Source organism: Nonomuraea sp. NPDC004186, from assembly GCF_053603495.1.
Genome location: NZ_JBSGFQ010000050.1, coordinates 56,859 through 69,445, shown reverse-complemented (window position 1 = coordinate 69,445; position 12,587 = coordinate 56,859). Strand labels below are relative to the sequence as shown.

Genomic DNA, 12,587 nt, shown 5'->3' with positions numbered 1-12,587 from the left:
GCGCGTTCTTCAGGCGGTCACCGGGGTGAGCCGGTTGCGGACCCATGAGGCGGCGGCCGCGGTCGGCCAGAACCGGCTCGCCAGGTTGCGTGCGGCGATCCCGGCGCGGGTGGCGGGGACCATCATGGCCGCGGCCGTCGCGACGTTCCCCTGGCGCGGGTCCACCAGGGTGCGGTGCTCGGCCTCGTACCGCGCGAAGGCCGATCGCGGGTCGGCGGGGGTGGCGGCCAGCTCCTCGGCGAGGGTGTAGGCGCCGGCCATGGCCAGGGTGGAACCGTCGCCGAACAGCGACACCGACGAGGCCGCGTCGCCCAGCAGCGCGACGCGCCCCTTGGCCCAGGAGTCGAGGCGCACCTGGCTGACGGAGTCGAACCAGAGGTCGTCGGCGGCACGGGCCTGGTCCAGCAGCTCGGGCACGCGCCACCCGTCACCTGCGTAGGCGTCGGTCAGGATCCGCTTGTGCTGCGCGAGGTCGCGGTGGTTGAAGCCCCGCACCTCCGGGTGACGGAAGATGAAGGCCGCCAGGGCGCGGCCGTGTACGGGGTGGACGGAGGCCAGCCGGCCGGGGGCGTTGTGCAGGACGACGTCCTGCTGGTTGTCGGCCGGGCCATCGAGCTGCATCGTCGCGACGTAGAGGCCCATGTGGCGGACGAACGCGGACTCGGGTCCGAAGGCCAGCCGCCGGGTCGTCGAGTGGAGCCCGTCGGCTCCGATGACGAGGTCGAACCGGCGCGGCGCGGCCTTCTCGAAGGTGACGTCCACGCCGTCGCCGTCCTGGCTCAGCGCGGTCATCGTGTCGCCGAACAGGACCTCGGCCGAGTCGCGGCTCGCCTCGTACAGGATGGCCGCCAGGTCGGTACGCGTCACCTCCACCTCCCGGCTGCCGGACGCCTGCCGCAGCGCCCGCATGTCGACCCGCCCGACCTGGCGGCCGGAGGCGTTGACGAAGCTCAGCGCCGTCACCTGCGTGGCCGCCTCGCGCAGCCGCGGCATCACGCCCATGCGGTCGGCCACGGTCACGGCGGGGCCGCGGACGTCCACGGGGTTGCCGCTGGAGCGCAGGCCGGCGGCGCGTTCGACGACGGTGGGCCGGAAGCCGTGCCGCGCCAGCCAGTACGCCAGCGTGGTGCCGCCGATGCCGGCTCCGGAGATCAGGACTGTCTTCATGACTCACTCCTCGGGTTGCCGTGGTTCGACGTGACCATATGACGAGATTTGAAAGTTAGTCAATCGCTAGTTGATGAGTTGACCAGATTTCGCATTTGGTCATATGGTCTGCGGGTGAGCGCCGAACGACTCCGAGACCCGCGGCAGCGAGCCGAGCGGGCCGCACGGATCCTCGACGTGGCGGCGGACCTGCTGCTGCGCCACGGCTACCGGCGGGTGACCATCGACGACGTGGCCGCCGGGGCCGGCATCGGCAAGGGGACCGTCTACCTGCACTGGAAGACCCGGGAGCAGCTGTTCGGCGCGGTCTTCGCGCGTGAGGTGCTTCGGGCGATGGACGAGCTGCGCCAGGCGCTCCGGGAGGATCCGCGGGCATGCCTGCTGCACCGGTTCGCGCGGGCCTACTTCCTGGCCATCGCGAACCGGCCGCTGCTGCTCAGCTTCCTCCTGGCCGACCCCGACCTGGTCGGCAAGCTGACCAGCTCCCCCGACCCGGCCCGCGACGAGCGGCACGGCGCCATGGCCCGCGACTACCTGGGGCTGCTCGCCGAGCACGGCCTGCTCCGCGACGACATGAGCGTCGATGAGCTCGGGTTCGCCTACCAGGCGACGTTCGAGGGGTTCCTGCGGGCGGGGGGCGCCTCGGACGGCCGGGAGCAGCGGGCGGACCTGCTCGCGCGTACCGTCCGGCGGGCGTTCGAGACCGAGTCCGCGGTCCCCGACGCCACGTTGCGGGACGTCGCCGCGGCCGTGGTCACCTTGCTCGGCGACGTGATCGACGCCGACCGCGCCGAGTCCGGCATCCCCGAGGGGTAGAGCGCCGGCGCGCTGGTCACGGCTGGGAGATGAGCTGGACGCGGATGCCGTTGTCGTACGGGACCACGATCGTCTGGTCGCGGCCGAGCTTCCACTCCGGGTTGACCAGGAACAGCCGGCCGCCGGAGGCGAGCAGGAGCCGGAAGCCGCGGTAGCGGTGCGCGTAGCTCGGGTCCTTGCCGGTGGTCTTCAGCCGGGTGTGGGTGATGCCGGGAGGTACGTCCTGCAGCGGCTCCTTCATGTCGAGGATGACCTCGGCGCGTTTGGGCAGGTCGTGCGCGTCCTGCTCGCCCCGGCCGGTGCCGTAGGCCCACGCGACCGTGGTCGAGGCCCAGAACAGGCCGGCGACGGCCAGGCCCAGCACGCTCAGCACGCCGTTCCTGGCCAGGCGGGGTGACATGAGCGGGCGGCCGCGGTTCTTGCCGTGGATGTGGATCCCGTACGCCACCATGGCCGGGCCGGACGCCAGCGCGAGCGGCGTCGCGCCGATGACGACGCTGGTGTCGGCGTCCCCGAGGAAGATGCCGATCATCGCGCGGCCGATCAGGAGCAGTCCGACGAGCGTGAAGCCGGCGGCCAGGAAGGTGTTGACGGTGTCGCCGGGGCGGCGGGCGAGCTGCCAGGAGACGGTGGCGTGGACGGCGATGACCAGCAGCGTGCCCAGGCAGATCAGGGCGGCCGGGACGTGCACGACTTCGAGGCCGTCGAGGAGCAGGCTCTGGTTGGACAGGCCGGTCATGTCGAGGGATATGCCGAAGTAGTCGAAGCGGGCGCGGGTTGCCACGTAGCCGAAGTAGATCAGCAGCGCGGTCGCCAGCGTGGTGGGGCCTACGGCCTCGGCGAGTTGCCGCACCCGCGCCGAAACCGCCTCCTGCCCGCTCGCCGCCTCCTGCCTGGGTGCCGTCTCTTGCGCGCTCGCTGCCTCCGGCGCGCTCGCCGTCTCCTGCCGGGGTGCCGTCTCTTGCGCGCTTGCCGGCTCCTGATCGGGTGCCGTCCCCCGCTCGGTCGCCGGCTCCTGTCCGGTTGCGGTTTTGCTCGCGGGCTCGTGCGTGGTGGTCACTCTCCCTCCGGAGCCGTGGTCGTGCCGTCATCCGCCGTATCCGGCCCGTCGTCCTGAGATCCGGAGTCCGAGTTCTCCTGAGAGCTGCCCGAGTCGTCGGTGGAGGTGCCGGTGTCGTCGTCCGGCGACGGCGTCGGGGACTCATCGGAGGAGGTGCCCGAATCGCCGATGTAGTACGAGAACTGCGGAACGTTGTTGGATGTCTGGCCGGTCACTTCCACCGGCGCCTCCGCCGTCGGCGGCGGGCCGCCCCAGTCGCGGACCTGGTCGCAGGGCGCGTCCTCGACGTTGACGCACAGGTAGCGGAAGCGGACCACCGCCTGGATGACGTACGGGCGGTCAGAGGCGTCGCCCGTGATGATCGCGCCCGCGAGGCACTGCGAACCGGCCCTCAGCTGGACCCCCTGGCACAAGGGGTCGCCGGTGGGGTCGCAGTGGCCGGGGGCCGATCGGGCCGTGGCGCGGCCGGGGCCCGACTGCACGGTGAAGGAGACGGACTCGATCGTCCCGACGGTGGAGGTCTTGTTGATGATGGTGACGCAACCGTCATCGCCAGGGGAGCCGTCGAGGTGTACGCCGTTCCAGTGGACGCTGCGGCGGTTGTTGCGCGTTCCCGGAGGCGTGGACCTGTCGCCGGTCGGTCGCCCGTCGGCATCCTTGCCCTGACCGGTCGAGCCGTCCGGCGCTCCGGTCGCCGAGCTGCCGTCGTCGGGCGCGCCGCTCGTCGTACCGTCGGCGTCAGGTGCGTCGCTCGCCGAGCCGTCGGCGTCGGGTGCGTCCGCCGAGCCGTCCGGGGCGTCCGCGGTGGCGTTCGTCCCGGTGCCGGCCACCGGCTCCGCGCCGTTGCCGGTGGCGACGCCGGCCAGCCAGGCGATCCCGAGGACCGCCACGAGGCCGAGGATTCCGGCCATGATGAGCATGCGTGCCCGCGATGGCGTCATGGATCCTCCTGGAGTGCGTCGCCGATCCCTCACCAAGTCCCAGAATCGGCTCCTCCGGCTGGGATCGCATGAGTACCCCCTTACTCAAAGCGACGTTCCTCGGAGGGCGGCGTGACGGTCGCCGTCTCCAGCCCTCAGGTCGGGTCCCGCTCGGCGCGTGAGGGGATGCCGAGCGCTCAGGTCTGGTCCGGCCCGGCGTCTGAGGTGACGCCGAGCGCTCAGGTCTGGTCCGGCCCGGCGTCTGAGGTGACGCCGAGCTGGTCGAAGGCCGCGCCGACGCTCGGCCACAGCGCGGCCGGGTCGCCCGCCGCGACCTCGTGGCCGGCCTTGTAGCAGGCCAGCGCCACCTGCGGGGCCAGTGCGGCGGTCTCCGCCGAGGCGCCCTGCCGCCGCAGGAGCTCGCCGGCCAGCTCGACGAGGCGTCGCTGTTTGCGGGCCGCGCGGTCGTCCAGCTCGGGGTTCGCCGCGATCAGCCGTTCGCGCAGGACGTAGCGGTCGGTGTCCCGCGTCGCCCATGCGCAGACCGTCGCCACGGTGTCGCGCAGCAGCGCGAGCGCCTCCGGCAGCGACGGCGGACGGTCGAGCCGCAGCTCGCGGTGTCGCCGGGCGACGTTGTCCAGCAGTTCCTCCTCGCCGGCGAAGACGACCTCCTGCTTGTCGCCGAAGTAGCGGAAGAACGTGGTGCGGCCGACCCCGGCCCGGTCGGCGATGTCCGCGACCGTCACGCCGGCGTAGTCGCGTTCGGCGAACAGCTCGTAGGCGGCCGCGACGATCTCGTCACGGGCTCGCTGCTGGTTGCGGGCGCGGAGGGTGGATCGGGGCACCGCCTCAGTCTAGTCGTGCTGTACTTCGATCCATTATGGTACGCAGTACCACTTAGGTACTCCATTCCAAGGAGCTGGACATGCGAGCGGTGCAGATCACCGAGTTCGGCGGGCCCGAGGTCGTGGCCGTGCGAGAGGTGCCCGAGCCCCGGCCGGGAGCCGGTCAGGTCCTCATCGACGTGGCGCGATGCGGGGTGAACTTCGCCGACACGCTCCTGCGCGAGAACCGCTACATCGCCGCCGTCACGCTGCCGCTGATCCCCGGGATCGAGGTCGTCGGCCGGACCGCGGACGGGCGACGGCTGGCCGCGATGATCTCCGACGGCGGGTATGCCGAGAAGGCCGTGGTGGCGGAGGACAGCGCCTTCCCGGTGCCCGACGGGGTGGATGACGTGACCGCCATCGCGCTGCTCGTCCAGGGGCTGACCGCCTGGTGGCTGATCAATCGCACCGCTCGGGTGCAGCCGGGGGAGAGCGTGGTCGTCCACGCGGCGGCGGGCGGCGTCGGCTCGCTGGCCGTACAGCTGGCCAAGCTGCGCGGCGCCCGGGTCATCGCCACGGCCGGCACGCCGGACAAGCGCGAATTCGCGCTGTCCCTCGGCGCGGACGCCGCCGTGGACCCCGCGACGGACGACCTCACCGGGGCGTTGCGGGCGGCGAACCACGGCGATCCCGTCGACGTGGTCCTGGAGATGACGGGCGGCCGCGTCACCGACCAGAGCGTCGCCGCGCTGGCCCCGTTCGGCAGGCTCGCCTACTACGGGATGGCGGGCGGGGTCGAGCCCGCCCCAGTGGCGCCGCGCGACCTGCAGCGCCGTTCGGCCACGGTCAGCGGCTTCTGGCTGATGAACGCCATCGCGCACCCGGAGGTCCTCGGCAAGGCGTACGTGGAGATGTCCGGGCAGGTCGCGGCGGGTGAGCTGCGCGTCGTCCACGGCGGCGACCACCCGATGTCGGAGGTACGGCGCGTGCACGCGGACCTGCGTGGCCGCCGGACCGTCGGCAAGCTCGTCCTCGACCCGGCAAGATAGAACCGATCGGTTCGATCTCTGTTAGTATTCGGACTTGTGGCGATATTTGTCTTGATCCCCGGTATGTGTCATGGCGGCTGGTGCTTCGACGAGCTCGCCGAGCAGTTGCGAAGCCGGGGGCATCGCGCGTACCCGCTGACCCTGACCGGCATCGCCGAGCGCGGCCACCTGCTGACCGGCGGGGTGAACCTCGACACGCACATCCAGGACGTGACCGGCGTCCTGGCCGCCGAGAACCTCACCGAAGCGATCCTGGTCGCCCACAGCTACGGCGGGATGGTGATCACCGGGGCCGCCGACCGCGCGCCCGAGCGGGTGCGCGACCTGGTCTACCTCGACGCCGTCGTGCCCGGCCACGGGGACTCCTGCTGGAGCCTCGTCACCGATCAGGAGCGGCGATGGTACGTGGACGTGGTGGACAGCGGTTACGCGACCCGGCCGCTGCCGTTCTTCGACCCGCGCGCCACGGCCCATCCGATCGCCTCGCTGCTCCAGCCGCTACGGCTCACCGGAGACCTCGCGCACGTGCGCCGCAGGGAGTACGTGTACGCGGCGGGGTGGGAAGGGGAGTCGCCGTTCACGTCCATATACGAGCGGCTGCGCCACGACCCCGCGTGGACTACACACGCGGTGGCCAGCGCGCACAACCTCATGCGCGACGCGCCGCAGGACCTGCTGGAGATCCTGCTCGACGTCGCCTAGCACGTCCACCGGTCCGTTCGGCGCGGCCTCGTCGAACGTGCGATGCCCAAGCACCCTGTTCGACCGCTGCTCGAACTCCTCCAACGAAAAGCCACCGAACCGCCGACCGCCGACCGCCGAACCGCCGACCGCCGAACCGCCGACCGCCGAACCGCCGACCGCCGAACCGCCGACCGCCGAACCACCGACCGCCGAACCGCCGACCGCCGAACCACCGATGGCCGACCCGCTGACGGCCGACCCCCACAGCCGAATCGCCGAACCGTCGACCGCAGCCGGGCGCTCCATGCGCGATCGGTGCCAGGCATTCGTGACTCGGTAATCCGATGTCGGAGAGTCGAGGTTGGGGAGCCGAGGTCAGCGGGCCGAGATCAGCGGGTCGAGGTCAGGGAGTCGAGGTCAGGGAGTCCACGAAGCGCGACATTCCGGCCAGCCACCGGTCGGGGTTCTCGGCCTTGCGGTGGACGAACTCGGCCACCTCCGGGTGCGGGAAGATGTGGAAGCGCTCGGCTTCGAGGCCCTCGACGACCACGGTCGCCACGTCCGACGGATCGAGGATGATGCCCGAGGCAGCCACGGCCCTCGCGGTCAGATGGTCCTCCTCCAGCCCCTGCTCCAGCATGCCGGTACGCACGCCCTGCGGGCACAGGACGCTGATCTTGATGCCCCGCGAGCCGTAGTGGATGGCCACCCACTCGGCGAACGCGATCGCCGCCGCCTTCGTCACCGCGTACGGGGCGTCGCCGGGGCAGCTGATCAGGCCCGCGGCGGAGCAGGTGTTCAGCAGGTAGCCGCCGCCTCGGGCGATCATGGAGGGTACGACGGCGCGGGCGGCGTACACGTGGGCCAGCACGTTCACCGCGTACAGGCGGCTCCACTCCTGGTCGGGGGCGTCCAGGCCGTGGCCGCCGATGATGCCGGCGTTGGAGCAGAACAGGTCGACCGGCCCGAACGGCGTCTCGGCCAGGGCGGCCACCTCCGGCTCCGAGGACACGTCCACGCGTACTGCGGTGGCGCGGTCACCGATCTCCTTGGCCACCGCGATCGCCCCGGCCTCGTCGAGGTCCGCGACGACGACCCCGGCCGCTCCTTCGGCGGCGAACCTGAGCGCCATCGCCCTCCCGATCCCGCCGGCCGCACCCGTGACGACGACGACCTTGTCCCGTACCCGCATCTGCACTCCTTCCGGTCCCGAGCGCGTCCGCCGTGCCGGGCAGGCACTTCCACCGCCCCGCCCTTGCCGGGAACGACTCCGCCCTTGCGTATCTCGACCGCCTCTGGCCGCTTCGGCCGAAGCCCGACCTCCCACGCAGAATCCACCCTGACTGCCTCCCGCCGGAACCCCCGCCCGAGAAGGCGAACCCGCCCTGACTGCTTCCCGCCGGGAACCCCCGCCCGAGAAAGCGAACCCACTCTGAACGCCTCCGGTCGGGAACCCCCGCCCGAGAAGGCGAACCCACGCTGAACGCCTCCCGTCGGAACCCCCGCCCGAGAAGAGGCGGTATGGGCGGCGAACCCCAGCAATTAGAGCGTGATTCTACTGCGGCTCAGCGCGATCAGATGAGAGGTTTCTCATCTGGGCTTCAGCGTGGTCTCCTCGAAGGGCGTCAAGGTCAAGGTCATGAAGCATCGGGGAACGTTGGTCCTCTTCGCCTTGGCCGCGGCGATGGCGGGGTTCATGTCGGTGGGGCTGGTGCGCGCGGCCGACAGCGAGCCCGATCTGGGCGAGGCCGTCGTGGTGTCACACACGCCCGCGCTTGGCGAGGCCGGCATGTCGGCCCCCGCGGGGAGCGGCGCCCCCGGGCCGGGCTCCGGCCCGTCGACCCCGGTCGCGAAACCGGGCCTCACCCCGGGCGCGAGACCGGAGCTCACCCCAGGCACGAAACAGGAGCCCACTACGGGCACGACGCCACCGCCCGCCACGGGCACGGCGTCACAGCCTGCCGCCGATGCCAGGTCCGGGCCTGCCGCGAATGCCGGATCCCAGCCTGCCGCCGATGCAGGATCCCGGCCGGCTGCCGACGCCGGGTCCCAGCCCGCTGCCGGTGTGAGGCCACAGCCCACCACAGGCGTGAAACCGAAACCCACTGCGAGCGCCAGACCGAAGGTCGGCACGAGCACCGGCCCGAGACCCGCCAGAGCCACCGGGTCGCGCGACGGCGACGAGGCCGCGGCGCGCGGGACCGCCGTGCGGCCCGCCCCGCGCCAGACCAGGGCCGAGCCGGTCAGACCGCCGGCGCCGAGACCAGGTGGCGGTGACGATGACGACGACGGTGGCGGTGGAGATGACGATGACGGCGACGACTGACCAGGCGATCGAATGCGGGTGAGCGCCCGTGCCCGGATCGTGGGCTGGATGCTCGCCGTCGTCGGCCTCGCCCTCGCGGTCTCGATCTTCGCGACCTGGACCATCCTGCTGGCTCGTCTCGACGACCGTACGAACCTCGAGCTCAGCAACGAGGCGGAGAAGCTGCGCCGGTACGCCGCGACCGCGCGCGACCCGGAGACCGGCCGCACGATCACCGACGTGGGAGAGCTGCTCACGGGATATCTGGCGCTCAACGCGCCCGACAGGTGGGAGACGTTCTTCAGCATCGTCGACGGCAAGGCTCACAAGATCACCGCGATCCCGCCACCCGTACGCCTCGACATCGACGACGCGCTGGTCGCGCGGCTGGCCACGGCCATCAAGCCCGGCGGCGGTGAGATCGAGAGCCCGAAAGGAACGGTCCATTATGCGGTGATCCCGGTGACGGTGAAGCCCGACCCCCGCCCGGGCCACCTCGTCGTGGCGATCCTCTACGACCGCCACCGCGACGAGATCGTGGACGCGGTTCGGGTCCTCGGGCTGTCCGCGCTGGCGGCGCTGGCGTTAGCGGGGGCGGCCGGGTGGTTCGTGGCGGGGCGGGTGCTGGCTCCGGTCCGGCTGATCGGCCAGACGGCCGAGCAGATCAGCGACTCCACCGATCTCACGCGCAGGCTCGACGTGCCGGGCGACGACGACGTGGCCGCGCTGGCCGCGACGTTCAACCACATGCTCGACCGGCTCGAGAACGCCTTCGTCGTGCAGCGGCACTTCATGGACGACGCCGGCCACGAGCTGCGCACGCCGATCACCGTCATCCGCGGCCACCTGGAGCTCATGGGCGACGATCCGCGCGACCGCGCGGAGACGCTCGCCCTGGTCACCGACGAGCTCGATCGGATGAACCGCATCGTCGAAGACCTCCTCACCCTCGCCAGAGCCGAGCAGCCGGGCTTTCTCGACATACACGACGTCGAGGTGGCCGACCTCACGGTCAGCGTCGTCGCCAAGGCCCGCGCGCTCGGCACCCGGCGCTGGCGGGTCGACGAGGTGGCCGAGGCCCGCGTGCCCGCCGACCGCCAGCGGCTCACGCAGGCGCTCATGCAGCTCGTGGCCAACGCCGTCCGCCACACCACCGACGACGACCTGATCGCCGTCGGCTCCGCCGTCCGCGACGGGTGGGTCGAGCTGTGGGTACGCGACAGCGGCCCCGGGGTGGCGCCCGCCGAGCGCGAGCGGATCTTCGGACGGTTCGTGCGCGGCGCGGGCCGCACCGTGACGTACGAAGGCGCCGGTCTGGGCCTGGCCATCGTCAGATCGATCGCCGAGGCCCACGGCGGCAACGTCAAGGTGACGGAGGCCCAGGGCGGCGGAGCCCGTTTCGTCATGTCCATCCCGCTGTGGGAGCTCTGGAGGCTGGGATGAACCGGATACTGATCGCCGAGGACGAGGCCAGGATCGCGTCGTTCGTGGAGAAGGGGCTGCGGGCCAACGGCTTCGTGACCGCCGTGGTGACGGACGGGGTCGCGGCGTACGACCTGGCCTGCGCGGGCGGGTTCGACCTGCTCATCCTGGACATCGGGCTGCCGTTGAGCGACGGGTTCACGGTGTTGCGGAGGTTGCGGCAGTCCAGGGTGGCCATGCCGGTGATCATCCTGACCGCCCGCGACAGCGTGAGCGACACCGTGGCGGGGCTCGAGGGCGGCGCGGACGACTACATCGCCAAGCCGTTCGCCTTCGAGGAACTCCTGGCGAGGGTCCGGCTGCGGCTGCGCGTGCGCGCCGACCGCACACCGGAGGTGACCGTGCTGCGGGTGTCGGACCTGTCGCTGGATCTGCGTACGCGACGGGCATACGTCGGGGACCGGGCGGTGGACCTGTCGACCAGGGAGTTCGCGCTGGCGGAGATCTTCTGCCGGCACCCCGACCAGGTCCTGACGCGCGAACAGCTCCTCAGCCACGTGTGGGGCTTCGACTTCGACCCCGGCTCCAACGTGGTGGACGTCTACGTACGCTACCTACGCCGCAAGATCGGCGCCGACCGCATCGAGACCGTCCGTGGCACCGGCTACCGCATGAGAGCCGCCTAATCATCACCTCACTCTCGCCTCACCCCGCCCCGAAAAGCTGTTCTCATCAGCACCGACGGAGGGAGCGCCGTGACAGCCGGACTGGTAATGGATCTCGCGTCGATCGTCGCCCTGGCCTATGGCCTCTACTACCGGCGACATCATCGACGTGACCTGCTCTTCGCCTACGTGGCACTCAACGTGGGCATCTTCGCGGTGGTCTCGCTCCTGCTCGTCCAGCGCGTCGACGTCGCCGTCGGCTTCGGCCTGTTCGGGGTCCTGTCGATCATCCGCCTCCGCTCCAGCGAGATCACCCAGCAGGAGATCGCCTACTACTTCATCGCCATCGTGCTGGGCCTGGTCAACGGCATCGCGGGCGCGTGGCCGCTGACCGCTCTGCTGCTGGACGGCGTCCTGCTGGTGGTGATGTACGTCGCCGACCACCCGGCCCTGCTCGGCCGCACCCGCCACCAGGTCATCACCCTGGACGTCGTCCACTCGGACCCGGACCTGCTCCGGGTCGACCTGGAGAGCCGCCTGCGGGCACACGTCCTCCACTACGTGGTCACCCAGATCGACTACGTCCGCGACATAACGGTGGTCGACGTCCGCTACGTGGCCCCTCCCCAACGGGCCGGCGTCCGCTGAACCCCGTGAGCCGGAGTCATGCAGAAGGTGGTGGAGGTGTGGTGATGGGTGAGTTGGACGCGGAGGTGCTGCTGGCCGGGATCGCGGCCGAGGTGGCGCCGATCGGGCTCGAGGACGTGCCGGAGCTGATGAGCCGGGTCGATCGCAAATACATCGTGACGGCCGCCACCATGGCGGCACTCGCGGCCGAGCTGGGAGACCGGTTCGCCGTGCTGCGCATCGGGGCAAGACGCCAGTTCCGCTACACGTCGACCTACTTCGACACGCCTGACCTGCTCACCTTCCACCAGCACCGGCAGGATCGGCGGCGCAGGTTCAAGCTGCGCACCCGCACCTACCTGGACGGGGGCGGCCGGTGGCTGGAGCTCAAGCTCAACGGCACCCGTGGCAGCACCGACAAGCACCGCATCCCGTACGACGACGCGCCGAGCCGGACGCTCACCCGGGAGGCGTTCGACTTCGTGCGCGACACCCTTCTCGCCGAGCTACACCTCATCGCCCCGGAGACGCTGGGGCCGGTGCTGTCCACCGACTACAAGCGGGTGACCTTCATCGACCCCTCGGGCGCGGCCAGGCTCACCTGCGACACGGGCCTGCTCTGCCACGACGGGCGCTCCAGCGCACCGGCGCGCCGCGACCTGGTGCTGCTGGAGTCGAAGTCCGCCGACGGGAAGGCGCTGGTGGACAAGGTCCTGCGCGGGCTGGGGGTGCGGCCGGTCACCGTGAGCAAGTACTGCCTGGCCGTCGCGGCGCTTCGGAACCTGCCCGCCAACCGCTGGCACCCGGTGCTGCAGCGCTACCTCGTCCATCGTCCCGAATCGGGTGCCCAACGCCTGGTGTCCCGAGGCTCAGCAGGGTGCTGGGGCCAGGCGGCCGCGCGGGGAGGGAGGTGGTCGGCGCCTCGGGGAGCACACGCCGGGGGGAGGAGCAGCGGCCTCGGCCTCGGCATCGGCATTCAGGGGTGATTCGGTGTCCAGGCTTGGTTCGGTGGGAGGGGATCGCCGTGCTCGGGTTTGGTCCGGTG

13 protein-coding genes are annotated in these 12,587 nt (G+C 71.4%); 7 read left to right on the top strand and 6 right to left on the bottom strand.

Translation table 11 applies throughout. The features are described from left to right. Positions 1–9: 9 nt before the first annotated feature. A complete protein-coding gene (locus ACWEPL_RS34530; RefSeq protein WP_452438676.1) occupies positions 10–1,167 on the bottom strand; it encodes an FAD-dependent monooxygenase in 1,158 nt (385 codons plus the stop codon). 114 nt (positions 1,168–1,281) lie between these two features. On the opposite strand from ACWEPL_RS34530, the gene ACWEPL_RS34525 reads away from it, so the two are divergent. Further along, on the top strand, positions 1,282–1,983 hold the full coding sequence (locus ACWEPL_RS34525) for a TetR/AcrR family transcriptional regulator (protein ID WP_363962650.1): 702 nt from the start codon (positions 1,282–1,284) through the stop codon (positions 1,981–1,983). Between the two features lie 16 nt (positions 1,984–1,999). Here the strand turns inward: ACWEPL_RS34525 and ACWEPL_RS34520 are convergent, their stop codons facing one another. The 3 genes from ACWEPL_RS34520 to ACWEPL_RS34510 form a co-directional block, all read right to left on the bottom strand. After that, the gene (locus ACWEPL_RS34520) at positions 2,000–3,043 is read right to left on the bottom strand and encodes a hypothetical protein (RefSeq protein ID WP_452438675.1); all 1,044 of its coding nucleotides are present in this window, start codon (positions 3,041–3,043) and stop codon (positions 2,000–2,002) included. Further along, positions 3,040–3,984, bottom strand: a complete 945-nt coding sequence (locus ACWEPL_RS34515) for a hypothetical protein (protein WP_452438674.1) — start codon at positions 3,982–3,984, stop codon at positions 3,040–3,042. Before ACWEPL_RS34515 ends, ACWEPL_RS34520 begins: the two co-directional genes overlap by 4 nt. Before the next feature lie 218 nt (positions 3,985–4,202). Continuing rightward, complete coding sequence (locus ACWEPL_RS34510; RefSeq protein WP_452438673.1) at positions 4,203–4,808, bottom strand: TetR/AcrR family transcriptional regulator; 606 nt, start codon at positions 4,806–4,808, stop codon at positions 4,203–4,205. Positions 4,809–4,888: 80 nt separating this feature from the next. Between ACWEPL_RS34510 and ACWEPL_RS34505 the strand changes: the two genes are divergently transcribed. Continuing rightward, entirely contained in the window at positions 4,889–5,839 is a 951-nt protein-coding gene (locus ACWEPL_RS34505; protein WP_452438672.1) for a quinone oxidoreductase family protein, read from the top strand. Positions 5,840–5,875: 36 nt separating this feature from the next. Beyond that, a complete protein-coding gene (locus ACWEPL_RS34500) occupies positions 5,876–6,541 on the top strand; it encodes an alpha/beta fold hydrolase (RefSeq protein ID WP_452438671.1) in 666 nt (221 codons plus the stop codon). Positions 6,542–6,926: 385 nt separating this feature from the next. Here ACWEPL_RS34500 and ACWEPL_RS34495 read toward each other — a convergent pair whose 3' ends face one another. Together ACWEPL_RS34495 and ACWEPL_RS34490 are read right to left on the bottom strand one after the other, a co-directional pair. Continuing rightward, positions 6,927–7,715 carry an SDR family oxidoreductase gene (locus ACWEPL_RS34495; RefSeq protein ID WP_363962656.1) on the bottom strand — a complete coding sequence of 263 codons (789 nt, stop codon included), beginning with the start codon at positions 7,713–7,715 and terminating at the stop codon, positions 6,927–6,929. 398 nt (positions 7,716–8,113) lie between these two features. Then, entirely contained in the window at positions 8,114–8,413 is a 300-nt protein-coding gene (locus ACWEPL_RS34490; RefSeq protein WP_452438670.1) for a hypothetical protein, read from the bottom strand. A 454-nt stretch (positions 8,414–8,867) separates the two neighbouring features. Here ACWEPL_RS34490 and ACWEPL_RS34485 point away from each other — a divergent pair, with 454 nt between their 5' ends. The 4 genes from ACWEPL_RS34485 to ACWEPL_RS34470 all read left to right on the top strand — a co-directional run bounded on the left by ACWEPL_RS34485 (position 8,868) and on the right by ACWEPL_RS34470 (position 12,528). Then, positions 8,868–10,271, top strand: coding sequence for a sensor histidine kinase (locus ACWEPL_RS34485; protein ID WP_363962658.1), 1,404 nt, complete (start codon positions 8,868–8,870; stop codon positions 10,269–10,271). Then, a complete protein-coding gene (locus ACWEPL_RS34480) occupies positions 10,268–10,936 on the top strand; it encodes a response regulator transcription factor (protein ID WP_350728600.1) in 669 nt (222 codons plus the stop codon). Before ACWEPL_RS34485 ends, ACWEPL_RS34480 begins: the two co-directional genes overlap by 4 nt. Positions 10,937–11,005: 69 nt before the next feature. After that, a complete protein-coding gene (locus tag ACWEPL_RS34475; RefSeq protein ID WP_397373454.1) occupies positions 11,006–11,563 on the top strand; it encodes a DUF4956 domain-containing protein in 558 nt (185 codons plus the stop codon). 44 nt (positions 11,564–11,607) lie between these two features. Beyond that, the gene (locus tag ACWEPL_RS34470; RefSeq protein WP_452438669.1) at positions 11,608–12,528 is read left to right on the top strand and encodes a polyphosphate polymerase domain-containing protein; all 921 of its coding nucleotides are present in this window, start codon (positions 11,608–11,610) and stop codon (positions 12,526–12,528) included. Positions 12,529–12,587 lie beyond the last annotated feature (59 nt).